Source organism: Bacillus mycoides, assembly GCF_000832605.1.
GTDB classification, from domain to species: Bacteria; Bacillota; Bacilli; order Bacillales; family Bacillaceae_G; genus Bacillus_A; species Bacillus_A mycoides.
In genome coordinates, this window is record NZ_CP009692.1 from 4,126,433 (window position 1) to 4,152,595 (window position 26,163).

The following is a 26,163-nucleotide window of genomic DNA, read 5'->3' on the forward strand; positions in this document are numbered from 1 at the left end:
AATGTTTAAAACGCTAAATACAGTTAATGATACTTACCTTTCGGGATTATTTTCGGCTGACTTATTTCCCGGTGCAAACCAACCAATTAGTGCGATGGCAACTAATACTCCATAGAAGATTAAAGTCCAAGTTGTACTGTGCGGAAAATCATGATTTAAAATACCAATGTCCTCATGAGCCAGTGTAATTACAGCTAGTTTGACACCAACCCAAGCAACAATCGCATATGCCGTTGTTTCCAATGCTGGCCGTTTCTCAAGAAGCCCAACAAACCAAGTTGCCGCAAATTTAATTAAAATAAGTCCAGCGATCCCTCCAAGAAGTACAACAATGAACTGTCCTCCATCCATACCTCCGAAATCGTCAAGCGGTGAATCCGGAAGCCCCAGAGCAAGAGCAACCGCAGCTAATATCGAATCAATTGCAAACGCGAGGTCAGCTAATGCAATCTTCCCTACTGTGAACCAGTAGCTTTTACCTGCCGCTTTCTTTTCATCGTCCTTATGAATATTTTGATTGCCTTTTCCGAATTGCGCCTGAATGACATGCTTCAATCCTAAATAAAGAAGATAGGCTGCTCCTATCGCTTGTATTTGCCAAACATTTGCAATAAATGAAATGGCAAATAGGGCTGCAAATCGAAATACAAAGGCCATAATGATTCCGTAATTTATAGCTCTTTTTTTCTCTTCTTCGGGTAAATGTTTCGCTATAACTGCTAGTACAAGGGCATTGTCAGCTGATAACAAACCTTCTAATCCGATTAGAATTAATAATGCCCAAGCATACTCTAGCCATATTGACTCCATCCGTTTCTCTCCTTTCTAAAAGTAAAATCAGATAAGGGCTTTGCTATCAATAGAATTTCCTATTAAGCCAAATTAAATCCTAAAACTTATGGCTAAAACATTTTGACAGTTACTTTTCTGTCCTCTATTTGTTATAAGTTGAAATCATTTAATAATCCCACTTTCTAAAATCTTTAATACCAGCGTTACTTTAATACTTGCTTCTGAAAATGTATTCGGCCATTCATTTTCGACTTTTTCCAATGCTCATATTGAAAAGTACGTGCATAGTCACCAAATCCAAATGGATCTAGCTTCTGCCTTTGTACTTTATGAATTAGATCATTTAAATCATGATTTAGCTGTATCATAATAAGTGCAACTAGTTCCCCTTTATCTTTCTTCATATTTACATCGAATGTACGCTCGGCAATAGATAAATCAAATAACTATCTTTAAGAAGAATTACTTCATAATGAAAGGAAATCATAGCAATATAAAGAGCCTAAGCAAAGATCGCAATAAATAATCCCGTGAGGCGAAGTAGCCATGTAAATGATGCTATAGCTATCCTTAAGCTGTAATCATCCATCGTTTGAAAAAATGATGAAAAAGTCATCGGACCAAATAACACACCTGTTGAACAATCGCAATTCGGCCCTTCAAAATATGATGCGAAGTTGTATCTGGACGTTCGGTTATAGAAAACTGTGGGAATAGTGTATATGAATTATCTTCAACGAGTCCCTCTAATGTACCGGTACTGAGAATAGCATCAATGTTGATTGATTTTATACGACTTGCCATTTCGTGGACGACAGTTTCATTTGTAACATCTACTAAATACAGCATAACAATTTTTGAATTTGCCCGATCTCCAACAGTGAACTCTTTCACCTTCAATTCACGATTTGGAATATATCAGCGAATGAAGGCAATACTCTCGCTAGCTACTTCCGTAAAACCTTCGTGTGAACTTTTTAATGAAGTTTCAGTTGTTGGTTCCTGAATACTCCTCTTAGGTGCCCCTGCGTGTCTAACTCTAACGCTGTGTACTGACCATCTATAAGCAAAATGCTTTTACCATGTAAAATAGCCTATTCGATTTCTAATCATTTTTTTACCTTCTTAATCTGCCCAATAGAAATTGAAGACTCCCAAAAATCTTTTTCATTCCATTCTTGAAATAAGAGAGGTCGTAGAACATCCGTATTAATGACATTTTTGTCTACTAACCCCTCCATATACACGAGCGTGACTCTTTGTCCGCTTTTCAACGGAAAACTTCTTATAACTAGCTCTGGAATTCCGCTAAATAGTTTGGACAATTGCTCTAGGTTTATAAGACATAGAAGAAACCGAACCGTTTATTACAATGTCAGCTTGTTCCTGCGTAGAAAAAGATTTTTCACCTCGTAACCATTTATGAAAAGAATCCATACATTCACCTTTTTCGTTGTTGTGTTTCATATGGGTTATTATGGATGAATACTTAAAGACATATACTCCTCTTTAGGTTATGAAGAATCTATGTTGTTTTATTATGAGCAGTTAATTATTTAAACTTACATATTTTCACAATATAAAAGTAAATAAGAAACCTGTCTCCAAAAGATCGTTTTTGACGATTTTTAGAAACAGGTTCTTTTTTGTATCCTATATTTAAGGTGTTACTGTCATAACTTGCCCTCTACGGTCGACCATTATTTTCATTTTACCGTCTTGTGCGTTATATAATCCAAGTTTATTTAAATCTTTTTTACAACATTTTACGAAAGTCGGTAACGTACGAAGTTGATCAATATCAGAGCTAGTTATGAAATGAATCAGATACTGCGTTAAATCTTTAATATCGTAAATGAGTTCTTCTTTTTCTCGTATTAACTTATCATTTTCAGCTTGTAGTAACTGTAATTCACCCTCAAGACTACGTGTGTTTTTTTCATCTTTTGAACGCTCTGCGGCCATGCTAGAAAGTTTATAAATCCCTTTCATAAACTTATGTAATTCACCTTCTTTTTCTTCACCATGTTGATTAATTGTTTCAAAATTATCAACAATTCCAGATATAACTGTTACGAGTTTTTTTTCATCTGCTACATTTTGAACTTCTTCGATTACTTCCTGTTTTCTCTCCTGTTTCATCTTAGAAGTTGTTTCTTTTGCAAATGTATATTTACGTTTCCGCCCAGGTTTTTGTTTTTCAATATTTTCAAACGGTATCTCTTGTTTCTTCAATTTATAATATGTGTTTTGCAATTGACTTTCCGTTTTTTGAAAAAGATTCAGTTCATTTTTACTAATATATTTTGAAATATTTGCGATGTTTAACCCGTGACGTTGACAAAATTGATACACTTCATAAAGTAATTCTAGTTCAGACTTCAGCCATGTAATCGTTGATTTTTCGTAGGCTCGTATACCACCATTTTTCTCTATATCTATTTGAAATAATACCATTCTATTATATAAATCTATTAGCTCTTCATACTCTATGCGGAATTGTTTCTCTATTTTTTGAAATTCCGCTCCCAACTTCGTATCATTCATTTTATCATTTGACATTTTTTTTAAAAGACTTAATACATTGATTGCTGTGTGGTGATACATAATACGTGTCACTCCCCCTCATTCTTTCACAATTCTCATATGACCCCCATGTCTTTCAAGAAAATAGAAATTTTTACATATCAACATTATAGCATTTCGAAATTGTCCGTCAAATGATAAATCTACAAAAAAAATCAAAAAACAATAGAAAAACTTTTTAGAAAATATATATATAAATAGTATAAAGTGGTATTAGTAGGAATCTATCCGATTATATCATATGGTATTTCCAATATAATTCCACCGAAAATTTGCGCCATCACGTAATTTCACCACTATATTTCCAAATAAAAAACTCACCTTTATACTAAAAGTAAGGAATACAGGATGAAAATTAAATTGAACTACACACAGCAATTTCAATATTTCTACATATTAAATAATAAAAAACGTCCTAGAATCAATTCCCCAGTCAAGAAGACGCTTTCAAATAAAACCGTGACTATAGACAACAAAAACTATATTTGAAACACTCCCTCATTCTTTCTTTACATAAATGGAACAAAAAAGAAGAACCACCCTCTACTACAGGATAGTTCCCTCTTCCAACTAAAAAGCTTTTTTATAACACTAACTTATCAACCAAACCAATTAACTCTTGAATATCCGGCTTACTCACTTGAGCATTTGCTCCTACAGCCTCACCTTTATGGAACAGCTCATTCGTAATTAAAGAAGAGAAAATAATAACAGGTAAATGATTCATCACTTCACTATCCTTAATCACCCTCGTTAAATGATGTCCATCCATTTTCGGCATTTCAATATCTGTAATAAGCAGATGAATATGTTCAAACATTTTTTCATCTTGCTCTTTTGCTAGTTTTTCAATTTGCGCTAACGCTTCTGCACCATTGCTGAAGAAATTCATTTTCGTATATCCAGCTGTTGATAATGTTTCTTCTAGTATTTGGCGAAGCATCGCTGAATCTTCCGCAATATAAATAACCTTTTCAGCTCGATCTGTTTTTTGCTCTAATCCTGAAAGTGTTTTATTGTCATAACCACTGTTACTAATTTCGCAAACAATTTTTTCATAATCTAACAATAAGATAATTTTCCCATCTAGTTTTACAATTCCAGACGTCGTTTCTTCTAGTCCCATAGATAATGAAGCTGGCTCATCAATTTGTTCCCAAGAAATGCGTTGAATACGATGTACTTCATCAACACGGAAGATAACTTTCATTTGGTTTAATTCCGAGATAATAAATTTCGTTTGATCAAGTGGCTTTGTAGATTTTAAATTAAGAACTGTCGCTAAGTTAATAACAGGTAAAATTTCGCCACGTACTTGAACAACACCTTCAACTGCATGATGAGATTCCGGCACAGTTGTAACAGGGAATGGATTAATAATTTCACGCACTTTCATTACATTGATACTAAATAAATTTTCACCCACAGTATAAGTTACGATTTCTAATTCGTTTGTTCCACTTTCTAATAAAATACTTTGTGCTTGTGACATAAAGGTGTCGCTCCCCTTTCATTAATTCCGTATATTTAATTATTAAGCTTTAATAACATCCAAAAGTCAACTACCTATATGAAAAATATAGATAGTTGCGTGAGCCTTGCCGTTTTAAAATAATAAAAACACTGGTAAAGCTTAATCTTGTATAAACGAAGCAAGTGCTTCTAGTAACACTTCTTGCGCTCCTACAATTTCTGTCGGCATCGCTTCCCATTTTTTCGAAAGCTCTGTTTCCACTCTCACTCTAAGCTCTGGATTCATTTCTCCTAGCACATATTCCTTTGTCGCTATATCGACATCAAGAAGTGCAAGTGCATATAATTCCGGATCGTTTATTTTTTCAAATAATTGTTTCAATACCGCCGGTGCTATATGTTTTAACTTTTCAATGTGAATTTCCTTATCCGAAAATAGTAACTCATATTGAATAAACGTAACATTTTCTTTAATCACTTTAAAATAGCAATTATTCTTTTTATCATTTACAAAATAACCGTTCAGATCTGCAATAATACTCTCTACTTGACGTATTAAATTAGGCAAACTACTCGCCATCATTACAGTACGTTGCTCAACCTCACTTGGCGAAATGAATGTAACGCGATACTTATTCTGCGCCATCCTCCTCACCTCTCCTTTTATATAAATTTAGTCTAATTGTACAACATAGCACAACTATCTTAAATTAATCTATATCTATTTCAAATCACTGCTCATAGGCCCTATATCTTCAAAGAGCGAAGAGGCACCACCTAAACACTTGGATTCCAGCCTCTCCAACTACCTTAAAACCACTACATATCTCTAGTCTTACAACATACGAGCCACTCATAAGCACTGACGGCTACTAAACATCGCTGGGCCCTCTCTCAAAACTTTAAATGAATACAACTACAATCGTTATTCATCTAAACTATCGGTTCACACATCTTAAGCTAACCTAGTACCTCTCCATATCTCTGGTCTCACAATGCACGAACCACTCATAGGCACTGACCGCTACTACTCATCGCTAGGCCCTCTCTCAAAACCTAAAAGAAATCTTTTAAGCCCCTTTCAACAACTCAATGTTATTGAACCAAAAAGCAAGCTGTTGATCCGCAATATCCGGCAACGTAACAAAAAACTCACGACACTTCATCTCATCCTTAAACAGTTGATACTTCCAAACGCCTTCACTACCAACACTTACGAAATAAAACTCATGAATACGGCCAATGATTATACTTCTGTTTCAACATCTCTCATTAATACTTCTTTTAATTCTGCTTCATCATATCCACTTAACATTAAACGAATCCCCTTTTGAATAAAAGGATTGTCTACTTGCTCTCCATCAACTTCTAACGAGAGTAAACCATGTTTTTTAGACTTCTTTGAAAAATCAACGAACAAATCCGTTAACTGTTCTAGATTTTCCTCTCTTCTATGTAAAACAGTAAAAATACTTTTCGTATATTTTTTTATTTCTCCAAATCTATATGCCACAACGATTGTCGCTGTTGTTCCCCCTATAACGATCAAAATAGATGAAACATCTAAGAAATTTTTAAAAGCTTTTATTCCACCACCGCCAAGCATGATTGCTGCAATTAAAATAACGAAACCTACTACAATGCCAAAGGGGCTAGAAATATCAAACTTCCTTTTTTTCCTTTGCGGTCTAGCTAATCCTTGATTTTCGTCTCCCATATTCCTGCCCTTCCTTTTTCGTTTTCGTAAAACATTTTTTTATTTTAATAATGCGTTTTCACATATAACAATCATTATAAGCTTATCATCTACTTATCGCAATATACTCATTAAATTGACACATTTCATTTCTATATTAGAATTATAGTATGGAAATATGAGGAGGATCACGATGGAACATAACATTTTACAAGTCATTGCATTAGCAGAAAAACTAAAATATGAAATGCGACATAGTTGGCTTTCTAACGGACGTCAAGAAAGTGTTGCTGAACATACGTGGCGTATGTCCCTAATGGCTATCTTAGTTGAGCCTTATTTGGATCAAAAAGTAAATATAGAAAAATTACTTAAAATGGTTATTATTCATGACCTTGTCGAAGCAGAAGCTGGTGATATTCCTGCCTTTGATACGATGAATAGCCGTGAATTACAATTACAAAAACAAAAAAATGAGCAAAAGGCTATTTTAAATATTAAACATACACTAGAAGGTTCTCTCGGCGTGGAATTATACGATTTATGGATGGAGTTCGAAGCGAAAGAAACGTATGAAGCAAAAGTTGCTAACGCACTTGATAAACTTGAAGTGAAAATTCAGCATAACGAAGCTGATATTGATACTTGGTTACCAATTGAGCATAAAATGACTTTCCAAGTTGGTAAACATACAGATTTTGACTCTTTCTTATCTAAATTACAAAAAATCATTGAACAAGACGGAGAAAAAAAATTACTAGCTGCTGGCATTGACGTTGAAGCATGTAAACAATAACCATTTAATTATGAAATAAGACACTCAAAATGAGTGTCTTATTTCATAATTGTTGATATTGCCTGCTTATAAATAAGTTGTTGTTTTCCATCTACTAATATTAATACTGTAAATCTATCTACTCCAACTACTTCCCCTACTATTCTTACTCCACTCTTTAAAAATATAGTAACTGCATCTTTTTCTTCTTTTATTTGTTTATACAACTCTTCTTGTAAGTGTTCCATAACTGTTTTCCCCTTTACAAATAAATAATCCTAATATAAAAAATAAAGATTAATCACTTATATACTTTGTCTTTTATATTCATAAACTTATTAATTAGTATATCTAAATCTCGACTAAATAACAAAACTTTATTATGATCTAATCCATGCCTAGCAACAAGTTGAATTAACTCTTTCTTTTTGTGTTCTATTTTATTGTGTAATTGTCCCATCTCCATCTCTATACTAAAACTCCCTTTTCCCATAATATTACTTGTAAAATTATAGTACATTTCCACTCATAAAAAAATAAAAAAATGGCTTTTTTTACAAATTTTATATTTATGAAAAGAAATTTTAATGTAATTGTAAGTTACATACCCCTTTCATTTGCAATACATTCACCTAGTATACACTTCCATATTGTTTTACCATTTTAAAAAAAGCGCTATGAAACAAAGTAAATATCACATTTAAATCCGATCACAGGCTCTTGTCTAATTAGAAGTAAGACTTGCTCCTTTTCTAAATAAAAACATATCTTATAAAGTAATCCATTAGTTATATAGATTAATTTCCTAAAAAGGAGGAAAAAACATGAGCTTTGGTGGTAGTTGCGCTGGTTTCGGCGGTGGATTTGCTTTACTCATCGTGCTATTCATCCTTCTAATCATTATCGGATGTAGCTGTTGGGGTGGCGGCGGAGGGTTTTAAATATAATACGTATCCTTTTCGCTAAACTCTAAATGAATGAAATAGGTTAACTAAAAACTATACGAAAACAGCTCATATTTGAGCTGTTTTTTCATACTTTCGTATGAATTTATGTCCATCTTTTTTGTGATTTCAACTAACAAGAAATCGTTTACTATGGAATAAGAAACATTTTTACTAAGGAGGATTATAATGATTAAGGGTCTTTATGAAGCACATTTACCTGTCTGTAATTTAGAAATTTCGATACCTTTTTATGAATCACTGGGGTTAAAATTATATAATAGAGACAACGATATCGCCTTCTTTTGGATTGTAGAAAATGAAAGTTGGATTGGTCTTTGGGAAGGAAAAGAATACAAAGTCAATTATCATCCATCCTTACGACATATCGCTTTCCAAGTAAGCCTACACGATTTAGAAAACGCAATACACTGGCTCAAACAGAAAGGAATTCCAGCGCGAAAAGACTTTGGAATGGAGCCAATTGAGCCAATCGTTTTTCCAGAATTAGCACACGCCTCCGTATATTTTAACGATCCTGATGGAAATAGTTTAGAATTCATTGCACAATTACCTGTTGGACTACCTAAAGCAGAGAAAATGTATTTAAGTGAATGGAAAAAGCATGTACAAACATCGCCAATAGATAGGGATTAATTTTTATGTCAGTGCAATCAGTTTCTTATTCCACACTTCTTAGAACAAATAAAAACTTTAAAAAACTATTTTATGGTCAAACATTAAGTGTACTTGGGGATTGGTTTCATACTGTCGCTTTATTAACACTCGTCTATAGCATAACAGAATCTTCATTTATGTTAGCACTCACCTTTATGAGCAAAGGGTTACCTCAACTTCTTCTGAGCCCATTCATAGGCGGCATTGTAGACCGTTTTTCAAAAAAGAAAATTATGATTTTTACTGATAGTTTACGAGGAATTATCGTCCTCACTTATTTATTAGCATTCTACAAAATTGAAATTATTTTCGTTTCTAATATATGCTTATCAGTACTCTCTTGCTTATTCGAGCCTGCTAAGCAATCAACTCTAAAAAATATCGTACATCAAAAGCATTTCGTAACCGCTAACTCTCTTTCTAGTACAATCAATGGTTTTATGTCTATTATGGGAGCTTCTTTAGGTGGGCTCATTGCACAATCTTTAAGTATCGAGATTGCCTTTTTTATTAATAGCCTATCATACTTTATTTCAGCCTATATTATTTATAAAATAAAGATCCCTTCTCGTGACACTTTTAGCAAGAAAAAAGCGTTTTTCACTGATATAAAAGATGGTTATACATACATATTACAAAGCAAAATTATTTTAACATTAATTCTTGTCGGCATTTCATGGGGCATTATTGGAGGTGCCTATCAGTTACTTCTAACAATCTATGCCGAAAGAATCTTCCACACTAACATTGGTATTTTATATGCGGTTCAAGGGGCTGGACTTATGATTGGCAGTCTCCTCGTTAATCTTTATATGTCTAAAAATGAAGACAAAATGAAAAGAGCATTTGGTTGGGCCTATTTACTACAAGGAATTTTCTTTCTCGGATTTATTCTATCCGATCAACTTATTATCGGTATCATTACATTACTCTGTATGCGTATAGCAGGAGGTATCATCGTTCCACTTGATACGACATTACTACAAACGTATACGCAAGAAAACATGATTGGTAAAGTTTTTTCATTTCATTATTCCATCTACGGATCGCTTATTCAGTTATCTATGTTTATTACAGGATGGTTTTTAGAAATCCTTTCTCCTCAAGTGATTGGTAGCTTGTTAGCTATATGCTGTATTTTTGTTAGTTTTATATGGCTTTTCTTGTTTTATCGCGGTGAGCTTGGTGAAGAATCTATTGATAATCAATAGATTCTTCACCAAATTTTATTTGATCTCATTTATTAGCGCTGCGTAACAATACAATTATTTGAAAATGTCAACCATATTCGTTAATGGGCCCTATACGTGAATGCTATTTGAGAAGAAACTAAGTATTTATGTTAAAATAAAAGTAAGATTGTGAAACATTGCACTTATGCTATAGGCTCAAAATAGCTAAATTCGATTTTCATGGTATTAAAATATTTATTCTATTTGATTAAATAGGAGGGCTATTTTGGAGATTACATTAAGTTTCATATGTATTATATTGGTGTCTTCTGTTTTGCAAACAAGTACAGGTTTTGGCTTTTCCATAATGGCAACACCTTTTTTACTAATGTTATTCTTACCACAAGAAGCTATACAAATTAATATTATTTTATCATTAGTTATTTCAATATCACTCATTTGGAAAATAAGAATGGACATTGACTTTATTCTACTGAAAAGGTTAACTATTGGAAGTATAGTTGGTGTACCTTTTGGTATTTTACTCTTCATTTCCATTAATATAAACGCTTTTAAATTAGCAATTAGCATCCTGCTCTTACTATTAACATTGATGCTAATATGCAACTTTAAGGTTAAATCAACACCATTTAGAGATTTTATAGTTGGTGGATTATCAGGGCTTTTAACGACCAGTATCGGTATGCCAGGACCACCCCTGTTACTTTACTTTACAGGAACTGATACGAAAAAAGAGAAGTTGAGAGCAACTACTTTAGCTTTTTATCTATTTATATATTTCATTAGTCTACTAACTCAAATACTCTTTACTGGCACAAACAAAACAATTTGGGAATCAAGTTTTTATGCTATTCCAATCGTATTTCTAGGTTTGTATATAGGTCAAATTATTTTCAAATGGCTTAATCAACGGATTTTCAAAATATTTACGTATATCCTTTTAAGTTGCACGGGGGGGTATCTTCTTATTGAAAGTTTGAACTTGTTATAGAGGGTGCTTTAGATAGTGCACAATAATAGATAGGTTCAAACGAAATTATTGCTGTATTTTCAAGTGCGATGGGGCATTCTATATCAAAACTCAAATAACTTTATTGGCAGTTTACAATTAGCAATAATCGTTCTTTCATAAGACAAATATTTTAAATCGAGTACTAAATAAAACGATAAAAAGCGGCTATTATGCCGCTTTTTACATTAAATATTTTATAAAGCAAAGACCTGCACTTACTATCACGAATATATTAAAAAATAAGAAAAACCCTTTTTCAAAATCTGTATACTTTTCTACTTTTACTCCGCGTTTTTTTAACTCCATAACTATCATTGCAACTTCACGTGCATACTCAATACTTCCAAATTGTATATGAGTGTTATTATATTTAATTTCAAAGACATTTTTCATTTTTTTATGTTGCGAAATGGATTGTATATCCTCTATTGGCATGCTATGTTCATTTGTTTTTTTAAAATAACAATCTAATCCTTTCATAATCACTCTTTTATTTGTTAAAACGATATAATAATAAAAAGTAGCTCCTACGTAATATATATTTGGTATTACTTTATTATTTGCCATATATCCTTCGTCTACTAACAGTTCCTTCTCAATTTCTTCACCAGCTTGTAATTCGTTGCGAATTGACTCTTCCAACATTTGTAAAGTTATTTTTTTTAATAACCCTCCATTTCTCACATAATACTTATCTATATTTATAGACTCATTCGCTTCTTTCTCTAAACGTGTAATTTCTTCTTCTGAATATTGGAGTTCGTTTAACATCGATAATAGTCTTTTATCCATATTACACACTCCCCTTCCACAGTTTTTGAAGTTTTTTCTTCCCTCGAGAAATTCGATTATATATATAATCCGCTGTTACTTTTAATTCTTTTGCAATATCGTCAATGGAATATCCATCAATATACCTCTTTAAAAAGATATATCGATCCTTTTTATTTAAATCTTGTACTATTTCCATAATCTCTTCTTCTTGTTCTATTTCATAACTATCATGGATACCTTTATCTATTTCTGCGTCTTTATCCATTTTGTTCTCTCTATATACTTTCTTTTTATATTCCAATGCCTTTAATTTAGTAATACCAATCATCCAAAATTTTAAGTTTCCCTTTGCTATATCAAATTGGTCGATATTAAACCAAATGATAGTAAATACATCGTTATAACAATCATCTACATATTGTTTCTCAATAGGGGTACTTAATGATTTATGAATAATGTATAAAACTAATTTTCCATATTGATCAATCACTTCTTTCAAAGCATCTTGATCACGTTTTTTCATAGCTATAATTAAATCCTCTTCAGAATTGAAAATCATAAACATCTTCCTTCCTCAGTTCCCCTTTAGCAGCTGCTTTTACTTACTATTGGCATTTCATTCTCATTTTCTATCACTTTTGTAAAAATTTATTAATTTTTATTTCTATGTATATGATAGCAAAAAAAATACATTTCTCCTCCAAAAAAGACAAACCCGCATTCCAGGTTTGCCTTTTTACTTATTTCTTATTTAATCCTTTTTCATTTAAAAACTCTTTCATATGCATTCTTTTCTCTTTGGACATAAATGAGCTCATTGATTCCGTCCATGTTACGTTTTTTTGATTTGACGATCTTTCTTTGTAATACGCACTCATCGTTTCATCATATTCGTTTAATAATTCATCATATTTCTTTTCATCGTATCCATTTTCATGAAGAATGGCCGCTACCGGTAAACGCGGCTTAACTCCATGCTCTTCATTTGGTACGCCCACTGTCATTCCGAATACCGGATATACTTTATCCGGTAAATAAAGCAATTCACTCACTTCTTTCGGGTTATTACGAATTCCGCCAATATAACAAATGCCGTATCCTAATGATTCAGCTGCAAGTGCTAAGTTTTGTGCAAATAATGAGGCATCTACTGTTGCTACAATAAAGTCCTCTACTCCCTCATGTTTAATTTCTGTTCCATGTTTCTCACATGCAGTTTCTAGACGTTTTAAATCCGCACAGCATACAAAGAATGCTGCGCAGTCTTTCACATGACGATTCCCGGATAATTCAGCTAGTTTAACCTTTAGTTCCTGATCTGTTACATATATAAGAGAATACGCCTGTACAAAATGTGAGGAAGCTGCATGCTGCGCAGCTTGCACCATTCTTTCTACTATCTCTTTTGAAATTGGTTCTTCTTTATATTTACGAACTGAAACGTGTTGCTCCATTTTATGTATCATCTCATTCATAAAAACCACTCCTTTTTTCTCTTCATAATAAAAAATTAACATATCTTTTTCATTATTCACAACTTATAAGCAAAAAAAGAGCACTCCTTTGTGAGTTGCTCTTTTTTAAATACATATTAATATGGTAAATGAAATTATATCGACTTTACACACATAACGACAATGTTAAGCTGCTTTCAATACTTTAATACCTTTAACAATATTCCAAATGAAGTAGTAAATTCCTACAAGAATAAACACTGCATACGTTATAACCATCCCAATTCCAACGCTCTCAGACTGATTGAAACTTAAAGCGTATACTCCTGATAAAGCTAACCCTCCAAATAAAATTGCATATGGGAAAACATGTGACCAAAATGCTTTTTTCGCATGATATTTCACTTCATCTTCCGCAACGAAGTAAACAATAATTGGTAGTAAAAATGGTGCAAAAAAGATACTAAAATAACATAGCGAGGATAAAATATTATTTCCTTTCATACGATTCACCTCTAAAGTTTTTTGTTACCTTCATTATGTCAGGAAACCTTTCCAGAAACTATCGCTTTACCTTTCATGAACATGACATTTTTGTAAGATTTTCCTCGAAATAAATCCCACCTCAAATTTTGGGCGGGATTACTTTAACTATATTCGATTCATAAACCAATATTGCGTAATCGCTAAATATTCTCGTACATTCGATGGAATGATAATTGGCTTCGGTGTTTTGGCCGGAAGCCCTTCTAATTGCAAACCTTGTTTTGCAGCTATTTTTTTCGCTCTAAACATATGGAAATCGTTTGTTACGATCATACCTTTTTTCATATTGGCTGGAATTAACGGTTTTGAGAATTTAATATTTTCATCTGTGCTCGTCGACTTATCTTCCATTATAATGCGGTCTTCTGCAATATTTTGTTTCATTAATCCTTGTTTCATCGCTAATGCTTCTGTAATATCTTCACCTTTTCCTTGGCCTCCAGATACAATAGCAATTGTTTTATCATGTAATTTTAAATACTCAGCTGCTTTATCAATACGATATTGCAATGAATACGAAGGTTTTGTTCCATTTACTTTCGATCCTAGTACAATTATATAATCCGCATCATCAATTGCATTCATATGCCCATGCTTATAAATGTTATATTGTAAAAACCCCGCATATACGGCGCAAATCATTATAACAACTAAAATATACTTGATTATTTTCTTCTTTCTCATATCCATATACCCCTATTCCCTTTACTTCCTTCATCATAATATCCATTTATTCGTTTGTATACAGACAAATTCCAATTAAGCCTAATTTATCCTCCAAAAGGTAATATTTCTATTAATTTCGGGAATAGTAAGTACAACTTCGCACGAAGGAGTGTCCCTATTGCTTCTCTTTTTATGTAACGTATCATTCTTTTTCATCTTATTTTTACTATCACTTAAGCTACTTGGTAAATCTGCATTAGCACAACTAACTCCTCATGATTTTGGGGCTATTATCTTTTTATCTTATTTAGCTTTTCAAGCCATACCAGTCGCTGGTGCTTTACAAGCATTTCTCGGTATGGTCGTTATTACATGTTTGCATTTGCTTCTTACAAAATTAAGCCTACTCAACAAACTAAATCGTTTTATTCTCGGACACCCCATTATTTTAATTAAACATGGTGATATTATTTTTGAGAACTTACAAAAAAGTAGATATCCGATCCCTGAATTGCTTTCTAACCTTCGCGTCGCAGGATATCCAAGTGTTCATGAAATTGAGTATGCGATATTAGAAGCGAATGGAGCTATTAGTATTTTACCAAAAAGAGAACTTGTGCCTCTGACTCCAAAAGATTTGAATATAAATGTTAAGTATGCAGGCTTACCAATTGCTCTTATCGTTGATTCACAAATTCAATACGATAACTTAAAATTAATCCATAAAAATGAAAAGTGGTTACATGCAGAGTTAATGGAGAAAGGCGTTACAAATATTAAAAATGTGGCTTTCGCTTCTGTGCAGGAGACAGATGGATCTTTTGCAATTAGTTTAAAAGAATGAAAAAAAATCCCCTTACTTGTTCAAGGGGATTTTCTTCACTATATTGCTTTTTTCTCTCTCGCCATGTTTAACGGAACAGGATGTTTCATACGATTCATCGTAAATACGATAATTGCTGTCAATACTTCCGCTACTGGCATAACGAGCCAAATTCCGTTTATACCAAATACTTTTGGCATAATCCATAACAATGGGATAACAAATAGTAAACCTCGGCTCATTATTATAAGTACTGATTTTTTCGTTTGTCGCACTGATTGGAAATACTCTCCATACACAATGTTATAGCCTAAAAATACATATTGAATAAAGAATAAACTAATACCTGTTAACGTTAACTCCAATAGTTCTGGCGATTGAACATTAAATAAACCTATAATATATTTCCCAAAGAATAAACCGACAACAATCGCAATGCCTCCGAGTACAAGCGCAATTTTCACAGCAAACTGTAATCCTTCACGCAATCTTTCTGATAAGTTTGCACCGTAATGGAAACTAGCGATTGGTTGTAATGCTGCACCAACACCGAAGAATAATAATAATGTCATTGCATGAATACTATTCACCATCGCATAGGAAGCGACTCCTATTTCTCCTGCATATTGAACGAATGCAATGTTAAAACCGATTGTTACGATTGCAACTGTACTTTCTGCTGTAAAACTTGGGAAACCGATCACCATAATTTGTTTAACCGTATCCCATTCAAAATGGAATTTCGTCCATTTTAAAATACTACTTTTTCTAAAGAAGTGAGTTAATAATACAAGGAAACCAATTGCCGCCGAAAGAATAGTAGCTGAAGCAGCACCAGTTACACCCCATCCAAAGATGAAAATAAAAATATAGTCGAACACTATATTTAATACAGCCGTTACAACAAGACCTGCCATTGCTAAATTAGGATTTCCGTCATTTCGTATAAATGTACTTAAAATATTTTCTAAAACGTATATCATTCCAAATGTTAATAACACCTGTAAATAGTCTAATGCGTATGGTAAAATCACTTCATTCGCACCAAATAAATATGCTAAATCTTCTATTCTCCATAAGCAAATAGCCGCTAAAACGCCAACGATAACAACTGCTACTGTCATAGATTGAGTAAAGATAGACCTTGCTCTTTCCAGTTTATTTTCACCTAGTGCAATGGAATATAGCGTTGCTCCGCCCATTCCAATCCATAATGAAATAGAGAAGAAAATTGAAAATGCTGGAATAGCTACGTTTACTCCGGCTAAACCGTTCGCTCCAACTCCTCTACTAATCATGACTGCATCAATCACAATATTAACCGACATTAATACCATCCCAAGAACAGCTGGTATTAAATACGTAATAAATAAACTTTTAATTGGTTTTTCTCTTAATTTTTCTGTTGTTTCCATCATATAAATGCTCCTTTTTCAATGCTCTGTTCACAGTTTAAACCTTCAAGTTACTTGAAGGTCAATAGAGAATCGAAAAATATATAAGCCTATTTTTTAACAACAGGTATTTGAATTTCCGTTACTTGCTCCTTCGGATTTTCTGTTACGGACCAATCAATTAATGCAAGTTCCAGTGCATCTCCGCACACTTCATATCCTTCGTTATCAATGTGCTTTAATAATTCCGTATACGTTGCGTCTGTTTCTTCATATGGTCCATGGTGATAAGAACAGGCAAATATCCCTTCTTTTATTTCATCTGAAGTATGCGCTTCAAAAGGCATGTAATCCAATAAAATAAACACACTGTTATATGCTTGAAACTCATTTTGCATTAATGCTTTTTTTGAAACTGTTACACCGATATCACCTGAAAATAAACTATTATCAATTTGCTTCATATTTTTTTGCAACGAATGGATATAATATTCAAACATATCATCCGTTGTATTTGGTGCAACTGCAATTGCTGTAATTTTTCGTTTCGGTATCTTTTTATAAATAATTTGATTTGCTTCAGATTTCGTCGCTTTCTTCATTAAATGGATTTTATGTTCCATTTTTGCCAAAGCATACTCGATTTCTCTTTGTTTTTTCAGCATCATTTCTTGTTGTTTTTCAAGTAAATTCAGTGCATAAGATGGATTTCGTTCATCAATATATTTCTTTATTTCCTTTAACGGGATGTTCAATTGGCGTAAAAATTTAATCGTATCTAATAGTGAAAACTGATCAATTGTGTAATAACGATAATTGGTTTGAGGGTCAACAATTGACGGATGAAAAATCCCTTTTTCATCATAATAACGTAATGTAGATTCCGCTATATTATGCATTTTCGCCATTTCCCCAATTGTAAAACGTTGATTTAATAACATTTTTCTTTCTCCATTCATTATATGTAAACTTTATTACTTCCTATTATATATCTATATCCCCCGTTTCTAAAACGAATCCTCTCATGAAAATCTGCTATTTTTTCATTGATTTTTAATAAATTTTATTATATATTAATTACAGGTTCAAATTACAAGTTCAAAAGAACTCGTAATCAGACCCTTTGTTTAATGGATCTTTACATATTATCATTAGGCAAATTCCGAGAAATCGTATGATAAAAATAAAAAATGATGAGGAGAGGATCAAATGGAATTCGAATTTTTCTTTCAGATTGCACTTATTTTATTAAGTACAAAGCTCGCTGGTGACCTTAGTGTTAGATTAGGTCAACCTTCTGTACTCGGTAAATTAATTGTTGGTATCGTTATCGGTCCAGCTATATTCGGATGGATTGAAAATTCAGAGCTTCTAACACAATTAAGTAATGTCGGAGTTATTCTTTTAATGTTTATGGCAGGACTTGAAACAGACTTAGAAGAATTAAACGCAAATCGTAATTCTTCTTTAGCTGTTGCACTTGGAGGTATCGTTCTTCCATTCGTAGGTGGTTACGTTGCCGGTCTTGTTGTCGGTATGGAACAAGGGAATGCTGTCTTTTTAGGATTACTTCTATGTGCAACAAGTGTTAGTATTTCCGTTCAAACACTTCGTGATTTAGGTAAAATGAAAACACGTGAAAGTACGACGATGCTTGGAGCCGCTGTATTTGATGACATTCTTGTTGTTATTTTATTAGCATTTGCAATGAGCTTCTTAGGCACAGATGACGTTAACTTAACAATGATTATCTTGAAGAAAGTAGTATTCTTTGCTTCTATCATTTTAATTGGTTGGAAAGGTGTTCCAGCAATCATGCGTTGGTTATCACCGCTTCGCGTATCTGAGTCTATCGTTAGTGCTGCGCTTATCATCTGTTTCTCATTCGCATACTTCGGCGAACTATTAGGAATTGCTGGTATTATCGGTGCTTTCGCAGCTGGTATCGCTATTTCTCAAACGAACTACAAACATGAAGTAGAAAAGAAAGTAGAACCAATTGCTTACGCTATGTTCGTTCCAGTATTCTTTGTTAGTATCGGTATGAATATTACATTTGACGGTATTGGCGATCAAATTTGGTTCATCTTAGCATTAACAGTTATCGCTGTATTCACAAAACTAATCGGTTGTGGATTCGGTGCACGAATCACTGGATTTGATGCAAAGTCTTCTGCAATTATCGGTGCTGGTATGGTTTCTCGTGGTGAAGTTGCACTTATCATCGCAGGAACAGGACTTTCTTCTGGCCTATTAGCACAAGATTACTTTACAGCTATCGTTATTGTCGTTATTTTAACTACAATGATTACACCACCAATGTTAAAATACACTTTTGGTGCAAAAGATAAAGCAATGAAAGCAAGTAAATAAGTTTCATATAATAAAAGGAGATTGCTATCTTATAAGATAGCAATCTCCTTTTTCATTTTATCTTTAAACAATTCCATTCATTTTTAACCAGTTTTCAAACATAGTTCGCGCTTCTTCATCATCGATATCATTACTAAATGAATACACCTTAATGCCATAATCATCTATATATTCACCTAGCTTCATTTCCTCCACTTTTTTGTAAAAATCATCTACCTCATAGTGTGGAATATAGGCATCCCAGATTGGTTCATTTATTCTTTTATACGCTGTCACTTCTAAATCATATCCATCTTCATAATATCCGATGTGATAATGTTTGTTAGGATCATATTTCTCCATTAAAAGCTCCTCCTAGTAAACAAAAGCGAGCCTTATATTACAGCTCGCTCCTCTCGTTCTATTTATTAAATACGTTCCATCGCTGTCTTCAACGTTCCGACAATAAAAGCAATTTCTTCACCTGAAATAACGAGCGGTGGCGCTAATGTTAATACATTATTATACCCTGCTGTTGTCATACCATTGCGTCCGATAATGAGCCCTTTTTCTTTACAAGCATTTACAACACTTGCAATTTTGTCATTATCAATTGGTTCTTTCGTCGCTTTATCATTTACTAGTTCGATTCCAACTAATAACCCTTTCCCTCTAATATTTCCAACAAGCGGATGTGCCCCAATTTCTTCTTTTAATTGATTTAATAAAAGTGAACCCATTTGTGCAGAGCGCTCAATTAAATTTTCATTTTCCATAATCTCTAAGTTTTTAAGCGCTAATGCACAAGCCGCTGGATTTCCACCAAATGTATTAATATGGCGGAAGAATTCATATTCTCCTGTTCCTTTAAATGCCTCATAAATTTCTTTTTTTACAGCTGTTGCTGATAATGGTAAATATGCGCTCGTAATACCTTTTGCCATCGTAACGATATCAGGCTTAACGTCATAGTTCATAAACCCAAATGCTTTTCCTGTACGCCCGAAACCACAAATAACTTCATCACTTATAAGTAGTGCTCCGTGTTTTTGACATGTTTCGTGAATTGCTTTCATATAGTCTTGTGGTGGCATTAAAATACCTCCGCCTGTAATAATTGGCTCCATAATAAATGCTGCTATCGTTTCACTTAATTCCCATGTCATAACACGATCTACTTCTTTCACACACTCTACATCATAAATATTTTGTGATTCCATTTCTGGCATGCGGTAACAATCTGGGGGCGTTACGTGTAAAAAACCTGAAGCAAATGGCTCATATTGGTATCTACGCTGTGCTTGTCCAGTCGCTGCCATCGTCGCCATTGTGTTTCCGTGATAACCACGATAACGTGACATAAATTTGTAACGATGCGGTTCACCTTTTTGAGCATAATATTGTCTTGCTATTTTAAAAGCGGTTTCATTCGCTTCTGATCCACTATTAGAGAAGAAAATAACATACTCTCCACCAAGCCACTCGTTTAACTTTTCAGCGAGCTTAATTGCTGGTTCATGTGATTGTGACATCGGAAAATATGATAATGTTTGCAATTGCTTATAAGCTGCCTCTGCAAGCTCTTTTCTTCCATATCCGCTATTCACACACCAAAGACCACTCATACCATCTAAGTATCTTTTTCCTTGTATATCTTCAACCCAGCACCCTTCTGCTTTTGCCCCTACCATTGTACTACTTGGACTAAAGGGACGCATTCCGTGCCAAACATATTGCTCATCTTTTGCTAATAATTCATCGGTTTGCTTTGTCTTCATCATTTCTTCCACCTTCCATAACAACTTATTTTTCACAAAGCTGCGCTGGTGCCATGATGAGTTAAATTTCTCCCTGCCTATTTTCATTCCACAAACGCAAGACAAATCCTACCAAAATTAAAGTAATATTTATCCCACTATTTGTGGGCAGTAAAACTCCCACCCCAAAATTCAGCTGGAGCAAAGAAGTTAGGTGGGAGATTAACTGCCCATAAACGCCCGATTGGTGAGAGCTAATAATCAGTGGGGGGGGATGAACAATCCCCCACACTGATTAAAGTTTCACGTTATAAGAAAGTGTCAAAAGAAAGAGGAGCTTTTCTTATATTTCGAAAAGCTCCTCTTTTTTTAATGCGAAGATGCATCACTAATACCATGACCAGTATTAGATTTCACAAGAATTTCATCAAATTTCGCTGCATCTTCTTTCTTACTAGAGAAAACAGTTCCTAAATATGCTGCAAGAAACCCGAGCGGGATCGAAATAATTCCAGGTGTCGTATATGGGAATATTGCTTCTCCAACAAAAATAGCTTTTCCAGCTACTGGGTTCCAAACATTTGGACTTAACGCTACAAGAACAATCGCTGATACAAGACCAACAATCATACCAGAAATTGCTCCTGTTGTATTAAAACGCTGCCAATAGATTGTAAATAATATAACCGGTAAATTTGCACTCGCTGCAACCGCAAATGCTAGTGATACTAAAAATGCTACGTTTAATGTTTGAGCAAATAAAGCAAGTATAATAGATACTATCGCTACTCCAATAGACGCATAACGAGCCATTGACACTTGCTCTTTTTCCGTTGATTTTCCTTTACGGATAATCTCATTATAAAAATCATGCGCGAATGCTGATGCTGCTGTTAACACAAGTCCTGCTACTACAGCTAAAATAGTTGCAAAAGCAATTGCTGATACGAAAGCAAATAAGAAATCTCCGCCTAATGCTTTTGCTAATAAAGGTGCTGCCATATTACCAGCAGGGTTTGCTTTAATAATCGCCTCATTTCCTACAAACGCTGCTGCTCCAAACCCTAAGAAAATTGTCATAATATAAAACGCGCCAATTAACCACGTCGCATATACAACAGATTGACGTGCAGTTTTTGCATCACGTACTGTAAAAAAGCGGACAAGAATATGTGGTAATCCCGCTGTACCAAGGACTAGTCCTAAATTTAAAGAAAGTGTATCAAGACCATCCTTATACTTTACTCCTGGATTTAAAAACGAATCTTTTAATGGAGTAGCTGTTTTCATGTGAGCGAACATTTCAGTCACACTGAAATTAAATTTGGAGAAAACGATAACAGAAATAATAAATGTCCCTGCCATAAGTAGTACAGCCTTTACAATTTGAACCCAGCTCGTAGCTGTCATTCCTCCAAAAATAACATACACAGTCATAAGTGTACCTACGATTAATACAGATGTTGTATATTCAATACCTAATAATAGTTTAATAAGTGCACCCGCACCAACTAATTGTGCAATCATATAAAAAATTGAAATCGTCATCGTATTAAGCGCTGCTATACCACGAACTTTTTTCGCATCAAAACGTGCCGCAATCATATCCGCTAACGTGTACTTCCCTAAATTTCTAAGCGGTTCTGCGACAAGATATAGAACAACTAAATAAGCAACTAAAAAGCCGATACTATAAAAGAACCCATCAAACCCAGTTAACGCTATCGCTCCGGCTATACCAAGAAATGACGCAGCAGACATGTAATCCCCAGCAATAGCCAGACCATTTTGCCAGCCAGTTAATCCCCCTCCAGCCGTATAAAATTCACTCGCATTTTTCGTTTTTTTTGATGCAAAATAGGTTATGACGAGCGTACCAAGAACAATAATTAAAAATAGTGCAAACGCAGTAGTATTCAAATTCAGCCCCTCCCTTTTTGCATATCTTGCAGAATTTTTTGCGAAATTTCATCAAAGGATTCGGCTTTCTTACTGTAAATCATACATAATGACCATGTCATAATAAATTGCGCAAAAGCAAATACCCATGCCCATGTCACATCACCAAACGCCGGTGTATTAAGCACCTTTGAATACGATGTTAAAATAGGTAGTGCTATAAAAAAACTTAAAAAGAAAATACTCATCGGAATGATAAACTTCTTTTTCGTATTTAATAACAATTGAAACTCTTCAGACTGAACAACTTCTGTATAATTCACCTCATTTTTTAACTTACGTGCTGACGTATCATCTCGTTTCATTCTCTGGTCCCCTCTCTTAACTTAAAATACAATTCACCTTGCATACATAAATACTAAATTTTATAAATATCCAGAAACTTATTTTCATTTTAGACAATCCGTACATTCCTGCAAAGATTTTTCGATAGACATTTTTCGTCATTTTCTCCTAAATTTTCAATATGCTTTTTTAACATAAAATTTGATTGATTCGATTAAACTTTTATTCCCATTAAAATAGAAGAAAGAAGTAGTGCTTATCGCACTACTTCTTTCTTTGTCTCCTTTTCTAAATTACGAGCTGTTTCACTTAATTCAACGTCTTTTCCATCTTTAAGTGTTCTAAATATAAAATCGAATACTGGATTTGAAACTCCGAACCAAAACTTTTCATTTTTATAATGGTGTAATATGTGCTGTTTTTTTAGCCATCTTCCAAACTTAGTGAAGGGACGAATCGGTTTATGTGCAATATAATGTTTCCATTCATAAACGAGGAGCATGATAATCATTCCGATTCCGAATGAAAGTGTAACAGTAACACTTTTTGTAATACCATACGTTATAAGTAAATATATAGTAAAGCTAGGTATACTAAACCATACAGGCAAAAATAAAAGTTTTAAATCATCTGGATATACGTGATGATCATAATGTAATCTTCTTAACATTTTTAATAAAAATGCGTTTTTAGGCGGCTTTAAATGGAATAAAAAACGGTGTGTCATATATTCGTTAAACGTATAAAAAACAATCCCAAACATACACGCTAACATACCAATCCATGTAAAAAATTGCATTTTTAAAATAATAATAAAAATTAATAGAACACTATACATAATAACAATATCATGTTGTAAAAAAAACTCTTTCACCACTCTCTTCATCTTACTTCCCCCTTTTCCACAAAAACAGCCGCAACATATCGTTACGACCATTTTTTTCTATTTCATTCTTATTCTATTCACTTTACAAATTTGCCTGCTGTTCTATTGTCGAGAAAAAAGTGTTCGGACCAAATATATTTTGCTTCGGAATAATGTGTTCTACTGCAAACACTGTTACTTCTCCTCTTTGTACTTCTCCAATAATGAGACCAAATACTTCATGATTTACCGCAAACGTTGGTTGTTTCGTTTGCAGTAACCTTGCTGCATTTTTAAATACCGCTTCATATAGTGGATTCCTATCAGTAATTTCTTTTCGGATTTTTGGTGCTAAAGTGATGATAATTTCTTTTCCGTCAATAGTGGTTCGATACATAAAAATCTCCCCTTCAATCTTATATGAACAACTGTAAAGCTTTGTATGCAAAATGGATAGAATATCCTACTAAAATAATACCTGCTCCGGCTGTAATATAGCCAAGTTCTTTTTTCTTTAATAAAGTTCTTCCAAAATGTACAGAAAAAGCAATATTTAAATTCCACAAAATAATACCAACAATAATACAAAGACTGTACAAAAAAGCTTCTTGTTTCGTTACCTTTGTAAGCAACGAGCTAAGTGTACTTCCATATATACCAAACCAAAAAACGAGATTTAATGGATTGGATATCGCAATTAGAAATCCTGCCATAAAAGATTGTTTAAGTCCACCTATCTCTTCTTGTTTATATTCCATATTAGAGTGAGAAATTCCTTGTTTTACACTTTGAAACCCTAAATAAAACAACAAGAAAAAACCAGCGCAATACATAAAAGCTTGTACATATGTATACATAAACACAGAAGATAAACCAAAATAAATAAGCAGCATAAACAAAATATCAGCAGTCATTCCTCCGATTCCAACAATCCACGCATGCCAAAATCCACGTTCAATTCCTCGTTTTAACATTTCAATATTAATCGGACCTACAGGTGCAGCTAATGAAATACCTAATACTATTTGTTGTATAATTGCTCCAAACATCACTCTATCCTTTCTACTTCTTTTACTATTAAGTAATGATGCAAATAAAGAAAATAGACTAGCTTTCATAAAAATTATTCACTAATAAAATACCCTTTTTTATCCAAAATATGCAAAAGAGCCATCCAGTTGATGGCTCTTATTTCTCTACCCTATGATGAAAAGGACATTTACCTTTAATCGGCTCAATATCATCCCCTATGAAATATTGTTTCCATTCACGATGATTAGGATCACCGTAGTGACTAATGTTAGGGTGCTTCGGCAACTGATCCCACTTTTCAACTCGTTCACGGACCATTTGTCTTGAATACGACCCTTTAGGACGATCTCCTTCTAATCCATCGAAAATAGTTCGTGGCTGGAATCCAATAACGAGAGAATTTCCTAAATGCCTAGTCTTTCGCTGTTTATAAGCTGGCGCATTCCCAAATGCAAATATTGGTTCACCACCAAATGAAAATTCCCATAAATGATGGTCTGGATTTTTCGGGATTTGCTTTGGCCATAATTGATTATCTTGTTCATGCAAATATTGTAGTACTTTCCAAAAATAATCTCGATAATATTCGATTGATTTTTCTTCACATTCCGGTTCCACAAAAAGAAAAAATCCTCTTCTTACAATCGGCCGCTCTTTCATTAGCTCCAAAAAAGTTAACATTGTATTGGGCAAATGACTCCAATCATTATGAGAGAGAAATGAATAACGAAGTTCATTCTTCTTCAAAGCTGTTAAACCGAAATAACACGGGAAGGTTGGTTCTAACACGACACTCGAAAAATCATGAAATTCTTTTGCAACCCAATTCGGTATGTCGACTCTATTTTTCATCCCTTCATTATCTAATAAATAAGACTCATCCATTCTTTCACCTCATTATGTACAGCATTCACTTAAGAATATTACATACTCGGCTTGTCCTATACCTTTTTAAAAATTCAAGAAAAAATTAATTCAAAATACAAAATTTTTAAAACGCTTACTTGACTAAATTCTACCAATTCATGTATATTTAAATTAATCATTTAGCAGAATATTCGATAATATAGCATTTTTTATTTTTATTATTTTTTAATGAATTTCACT

29 protein-coding genes and 3 pseudogenes are annotated in these 26,163 nt (G+C 33.5%); 7 read left to right on the forward strand and 25 right to left on the reverse strand.

Features of this window, described 5'->3' with window-relative positions; all coding sequences use genetic code 11:
• Positions 1-33 precede the first annotated feature (33 nt).
• The 8 genes and pseudogenes from BG05_RS22925 to BG05_RS22955 form a co-directional block, all read right to left on the reverse strand.
• Positions 34-810, reverse strand: coding sequence for a TerC family protein (locus BG05_RS22925; protein WP_003188427.1), 777 nt, complete (start codon positions 808-810; stop codon positions 34-36).
• Positions 811-995: 185 nt separating this feature from the next.
• Positions 996-1,196 carry a Ger(x)C family spore germination C-terminal domain-containing protein gene (locus tag BG05_RS30135; protein ID WP_003188425.1) on the reverse strand — a complete coding sequence of 67 codons (201 nt, stop codon included), beginning with the start codon at positions 1,194-1,196 and terminating at the stop codon, positions 996-998.
• Between the two features lie 101 nt (positions 1,197-1,297).
• Positions 1,298-2,229, reverse strand: a pseudogene (locus BG05_RS32205) (spore germination protein); the annotation flags it as partial.
• Between the two features lie 222 nt (positions 2,230-2,451).
• The gene (locus BG05_RS22935) at positions 2,452-3,399 is read right to left on the reverse strand and encodes a DNA-binding domain-containing protein (RefSeq protein ID WP_002186240.1); all 948 of its coding nucleotides are present in this window, start codon (positions 3,397-3,399) and stop codon (positions 2,452-2,454) included.
• Between the two features lie 562 nt (positions 3,400-3,961).
• Positions 3,962-4,870 carry a chemotaxis protein gene (locus BG05_RS22940; protein ID WP_002186241.1) on the reverse strand — a complete coding sequence of 303 codons (909 nt, stop codon included), beginning with the start codon at positions 4,868-4,870 and terminating at the stop codon, positions 3,962-3,964.
• A gap of 141 nt (positions 4,871-5,011) precedes the next feature.
• Positions 5,012-5,497, reverse strand: a complete 486-nt coding sequence (locus BG05_RS22945; protein WP_002186242.1) for a hypothetical protein — start codon at positions 5,495-5,497, stop codon at positions 5,012-5,014.
• Positions 5,498-5,921: 424 nt separating this feature from the next.
• Positions 5,922-6,107: pseudogene (locus BG05_RS30750) on the reverse strand (DUF3964 family protein); the annotation flags it as partial.
• A pseudogene (locus tag BG05_RS22955) lies at positions 6,101-6,568 on the reverse strand (MotA/TolQ/ExbB proton channel family protein); the annotation flags it as partial. The pseudogenes BG05_RS30750 and BG05_RS22955, both read right to left, overlap by 7 nt.
• Before the next feature lie 172 nt (positions 6,569-6,740).
• Between BG05_RS22955 and BG05_RS22960 the strand changes: the two are divergent.
• Positions 6,741-7,343 carry an HD domain-containing protein gene (locus BG05_RS22960; protein WP_002186244.1) on the forward strand — a complete coding sequence of 201 codons (603 nt, stop codon included), beginning with the start codon at positions 6,741-6,743 and terminating at the stop codon, positions 7,341-7,343.
• Positions 7,344-7,381: 38 nt separating this feature from the next.
• Here the strand turns inward: BG05_RS22960 and hfq are convergent, their stop codons facing one another.
• The gene (gene hfq / locus BG05_RS22965) at positions 7,382-7,570 is read right to left on the reverse strand and encodes an RNA chaperone Hfq (protein WP_002186245.1); all 189 of its coding nucleotides are present in this window, start codon (positions 7,568-7,570) and stop codon (positions 7,382-7,384) included.
• A 53-nt stretch (positions 7,571-7,623) separates the two neighbouring features.
• Positions 7,624-7,842 (reverse strand): aspartyl-phosphate phosphatase Spo0E family protein, encoded by a 219-nt coding sequence (locus BG05_RS22970; protein WP_002086516.1) that lies wholly within the window; start codon positions 7,840-7,842, stop codon positions 7,624-7,626.
• Between the two features lie 304 nt (positions 7,843-8,146).
• Between BG05_RS22970 and BG05_RS30140 the strand changes: the two genes are divergently transcribed.
• From BG05_RS30140 to BG05_RS22990, 4 genes are all read left to right on the forward strand, one after another.
• Positions 8,147-8,263 (forward strand): YjcZ family sporulation protein, encoded by a 117-nt coding sequence (locus BG05_RS30140; protein ID WP_000007805.1) that lies wholly within the window; start codon positions 8,147-8,149, stop codon positions 8,261-8,263.
• 192 nt (positions 8,264-8,455) lie between these two features.
• Positions 8,456-8,923 (forward strand): VOC family protein, encoded by a 468-nt coding sequence (locus BG05_RS22980; protein ID WP_002186246.1) that lies wholly within the window; start codon positions 8,456-8,458, stop codon positions 8,921-8,923.
• A gap of 5 nt (positions 8,924-8,928) precedes the next feature.
• Positions 8,929-10,155: an MFS transporter gene (locus tag BG05_RS22985; RefSeq protein WP_002126548.1), complete on the forward strand. Its 1,227-nt coding sequence runs from the start codon at positions 8,929-8,931 to the stop codon at positions 10,153-10,155.
• A 247-nt stretch (positions 10,156-10,402) separates the two neighbouring features.
• On the forward strand, positions 10,403-11,128 hold the full coding sequence (locus BG05_RS22990; protein WP_002186248.1) for a sulfite exporter TauE/SafE family protein: 726 nt from the start codon (positions 10,403-10,405) through the stop codon (positions 11,126-11,128).
• Between the two features lie 201 nt (positions 11,129-11,329).
• Here BG05_RS22990 and BG05_RS22995 read toward each other — a convergent pair whose 3' ends face one another.
• The 5 genes from BG05_RS22995 to BG05_RS23015 all read right to left on the reverse strand — a co-directional run bounded on the left by BG05_RS22995 (position 11,330) and on the right by BG05_RS23015 (position 14,565).
• Positions 11,330-11,941: a PH domain-containing protein gene (locus tag BG05_RS22995; RefSeq protein ID WP_002186251.1), complete on the reverse strand. Its 612-nt coding sequence runs from the start codon at positions 11,939-11,941 to the stop codon at positions 11,330-11,332.
• Position 11,942: 1 nt separating this feature from the next.
• Positions 11,943-12,488 carry a sigma-70 family RNA polymerase sigma factor gene (locus BG05_RS23000; protein ID WP_002186252.1) on the reverse strand — a complete coding sequence of 182 codons (546 nt, stop codon included), beginning with the start codon at positions 12,486-12,488 and terminating at the stop codon, positions 11,943-11,945.
• Positions 12,489-12,663: 175 nt separating this feature from the next.
• The gene (gene nfsA / locus BG05_RS23005; RefSeq protein ID WP_002126543.1) at positions 12,664-13,398 is read right to left on the reverse strand and encodes an oxygen-insensitive NADPH nitroreductase; all 735 of its coding nucleotides are present in this window, start codon (positions 13,396-13,398) and stop codon (positions 12,664-12,666) included.
• 165 nt (positions 13,399-13,563) lie between these two features.
• Positions 13,564-13,881 (reverse strand): magnetosome magnetite crystal formation protein family, encoded by a 318-nt coding sequence (locus BG05_RS23010; RefSeq protein ID WP_002186253.1) that lies wholly within the window; start codon positions 13,879-13,881, stop codon positions 13,564-13,566.
• 147 nt (positions 13,882-14,028) lie between these two features.
• The gene (locus tag BG05_RS23015) at positions 14,029-14,565 is read right to left on the reverse strand and encodes a YdcF family protein (protein WP_306475273.1); all 537 of its coding nucleotides are present in this window, start codon (positions 14,563-14,565) and stop codon (positions 14,029-14,031) included.
• A 202-nt stretch (positions 14,566-14,767) separates the two neighbouring features.
• Here BG05_RS23015 and BG05_RS23020 point away from each other — a divergent pair, with 202 nt between their 5' ends.
• Positions 14,768-15,433 (forward strand): DUF421 domain-containing protein, encoded by a 666-nt coding sequence (locus tag BG05_RS23020; RefSeq protein WP_002126540.1) that lies wholly within the window; start codon positions 14,768-14,770, stop codon positions 15,431-15,433.
• Between the two features lie 38 nt (positions 15,434-15,471).
• Here BG05_RS23020 and BG05_RS23025 read toward each other — a convergent pair whose 3' ends face one another.
• Complete coding sequence (locus tag BG05_RS23025; protein WP_003188403.1) at positions 15,472-16,827, reverse strand: MATE family efflux transporter; 1,356 nt, start codon at positions 16,825-16,827, stop codon at positions 15,472-15,474.
• A gap of 89 nt (positions 16,828-16,916) precedes the next feature.
• A complete protein-coding gene (locus BG05_RS23030) occupies positions 16,917-17,747 on the reverse strand; it encodes a MerR family transcriptional regulator (protein ID WP_002086530.1) in 831 nt (276 codons plus the stop codon).
• A 268-nt stretch (positions 17,748-18,015) separates the two neighbouring features.
• Between BG05_RS23030 and BG05_RS23035 the strand changes: the two genes are divergently transcribed.
• Complete coding sequence (locus BG05_RS23035; protein WP_002011888.1) at positions 18,016-19,179, forward strand: cation:proton antiporter; 1,164 nt, start codon at positions 18,016-18,018, stop codon at positions 19,177-19,179.
• A gap of 63 nt (positions 19,180-19,242) precedes the next feature.
• Here BG05_RS23035 and BG05_RS23040 read toward each other — a convergent pair whose 3' ends face one another.
• From BG05_RS23040 to BG05_RS23075, 8 genes are all read right to left on the reverse strand, one after another.
• Positions 19,243-19,521, reverse strand: coding sequence for a DUF3986 family protein (locus BG05_RS23040; RefSeq protein WP_002186254.1), 279 nt, complete (start codon positions 19,519-19,521; stop codon positions 19,243-19,245).
• Positions 19,522-19,586: 65 nt separating this feature from the next.
• Positions 19,587-20,936, reverse strand: a complete 1,350-nt coding sequence (locus tag BG05_RS23045; protein ID WP_033732064.1) for an aspartate aminotransferase family protein — start codon at positions 20,934-20,936, stop codon at positions 19,587-19,589.
• 348 nt (positions 20,937-21,284) lie between these two features.
• Complete coding sequence (locus tag BG05_RS23050) at positions 21,285-22,835, reverse strand: solute symporter family protein (protein WP_003188399.1); 1,551 nt, start codon at positions 22,833-22,835, stop codon at positions 21,285-21,287.
• 2 nt (positions 22,836-22,837) lie between these two features.
• On the reverse strand, positions 22,838-23,179 hold the full coding sequence (locus BG05_RS23055) for a DUF485 domain-containing protein (RefSeq protein ID WP_002011894.1): 342 nt from the start codon (positions 23,177-23,179) through the stop codon (positions 22,838-22,840).
• Between the two features lie 236 nt (positions 23,180-23,415).
• A complete protein-coding gene (locus BG05_RS23060) occupies positions 23,416-24,045 on the reverse strand; it encodes a sterol desaturase family protein (protein WP_002126527.1) in 630 nt (209 codons plus the stop codon).
• Positions 24,046-24,127: 82 nt separating this feature from the next.
• Entirely contained in the window at positions 24,128-24,421 is a 294-nt protein-coding gene (locus BG05_RS23065) for a hypothetical protein (RefSeq protein ID WP_002011898.1), read from the reverse strand.
• A gap of 19 nt (positions 24,422-24,440) precedes the next feature.
• Positions 24,441-25,073, reverse strand: coding sequence for a LysE family transporter (locus tag BG05_RS23070; protein WP_002186258.1), 633 nt, complete (start codon positions 25,071-25,073; stop codon positions 24,441-24,443).
• A 139-nt stretch (positions 25,074-25,212) separates the two neighbouring features.
• Positions 25,213-25,941: a YqcI/YcgG family protein gene (locus tag BG05_RS23075; RefSeq protein WP_002030884.1), complete on the reverse strand. Its 729-nt coding sequence runs from the start codon at positions 25,939-25,941 to the stop codon at positions 25,213-25,215.
• Positions 25,942-26,163: the final 222 nt, after the last annotated feature.

Coding starts and splice junctions, on each gene's coding strand:
- BG05_RS22925 (WP_003188427.1), bottom strand. CDS start 810: ATGGAGTCAATATGGCTAGAGTATGCTTGGGCATTATTAATTCTAATC.
- BG05_RS30135 (WP_003188425.1), bottom strand. CDS start 1,196: ATGAAGAAAGATAAAGGGGAACTAGTTGCACTTATTATGATACAGCTA.
- BG05_RS22935 (WP_002186240.1), bottom strand. CDS start 3,399: ATGTATCACCACACAGCAATCAATGTATTAAGTCTTTTAAAAAAAATG.
- BG05_RS22940 (WP_002186241.1), bottom strand. CDS start 4,870: ATGTCACAAGCACAAAGTATTTTATTAGAAAGTGGAACAAACGAATTA.
- BG05_RS22945 (WP_002186242.1), bottom strand. CDS start 5,497: ATGGCGCAGAATAAGTATCGCGTTACATTCATTTCGCCAAGTGAGGTT.
- BG05_RS22960 (WP_002186244.1), top strand. CDS start 6,741: ATGGAACATAACATTTTACAAGTCATTGCATTAGCAGAAAAACTAAAA.
- hfq (WP_002186245.1), bottom strand. CDS start 7,570: ATGGAACACTTACAAGAAGAGTTGTATAAACAAATAAAAGAAGAAAAA.
- BG05_RS22970 (WP_002086516.1), bottom strand. CDS start 7,842: ATGTACTATAATTTTACAAGTAATATTATGGGAAAAGGGAGTTTTAGT.
- BG05_RS30140 (WP_000007805.1), top strand. CDS start 8,147: ATGAGCTTTGGTGGTAGTTGCGCTGGTTTCGGCGGTGGATTTGCTTTA.
- BG05_RS22980 (WP_002186246.1), top strand. CDS start 8,456: ATGATTAAGGGTCTTTATGAAGCACATTTACCTGTCTGTAATTTAGAA.
- BG05_RS22985 (WP_002126548.1), top strand. CDS start 8,929: ATGTCAGTGCAATCAGTTTCTTATTCCACACTTCTTAGAACAAATAAA.
- BG05_RS22995 (WP_002186251.1), bottom strand. CDS start 11,941: ATGGATAAAAGACTATTATCGATGTTAAACGAACTCCAATATTCAGAA.
- BG05_RS23000 (WP_002186252.1), bottom strand. CDS start 12,488: ATGTTTATGATTTTCAATTCTGAAGAGGATTTAATTATAGCTATGAAA.
- nfsA (WP_002126543.1), bottom strand. CDS start 13,398: ATGAATGAGATGATACATAAAATGGAGCAACACGTTTCAGTTCGTAAA.
- BG05_RS23010 (WP_002186253.1), bottom strand. CDS start 13,881: ATGAAAGGAAATAATATTTTATCCTCGCTATGTTATTTTAGTATCTTT.
- BG05_RS23015 (WP_306475273.1), bottom strand. CDS start 14,565: ATGATTTGCGCCGTATATGCGGGGTTTTTACAATATAACATTTATAAG.
- BG05_RS23025 (WP_003188403.1), bottom strand. CDS start 16,827: ATGGAAACAACAGAAAAATTAAGAGAAAAACCAATTAAAAGTTTATTT.
- BG05_RS23030 (WP_002086530.1), bottom strand. CDS start 17,747: ATGTTATTAAATCAACGTTTTACAATTGGGGAAATGGCGAAAATGCAT.
- BG05_RS23035 (WP_002011888.1), top strand. CDS start 18,016: ATGGAATTCGAATTTTTCTTTCAGATTGCACTTATTTTATTAAGTACA.
- BG05_RS23040 (WP_002186254.1), bottom strand. CDS start 19,521: ATGGAGAAATATGATCCTAACAAACATTATCACATCGGATATTATGAA.
- BG05_RS23045 (WP_033732064.1), bottom strand. CDS start 20,936: ATGAAGACAAAGCAAACCGATGAATTATTAGCAAAAGATGAGCAATAT.
- BG05_RS23055 (WP_002011894.1), bottom strand. CDS start 23,179: ATGAAACGAGATGATACGTCAGCACGTAAGTTAAAAAATGAGGTGAAT.
- BG05_RS23060 (WP_002126527.1), bottom strand. CDS start 24,045: ATGAAGAGAGTGGTGAAAGAGTTTTTTTTACAACATGATATTGTTATT.
- BG05_RS23065 (WP_002011898.1), bottom strand. CDS start 24,421: ATGTATCGAACCACTATTGACGGAAAAGAAATTATCATCACTTTAGCA.
- BG05_RS23070 (WP_002186258.1), bottom strand. CDS start 25,073: ATGTTTGGAGCAATTATACAACAAATAGTATTAGGTATTTCATTAGCT.
- BG05_RS23075 (WP_002030884.1), bottom strand. CDS start 25,941: ATGGATGAGTCTTATTTATTAGATAATGAAGGGATGAAAAATAGAGTC.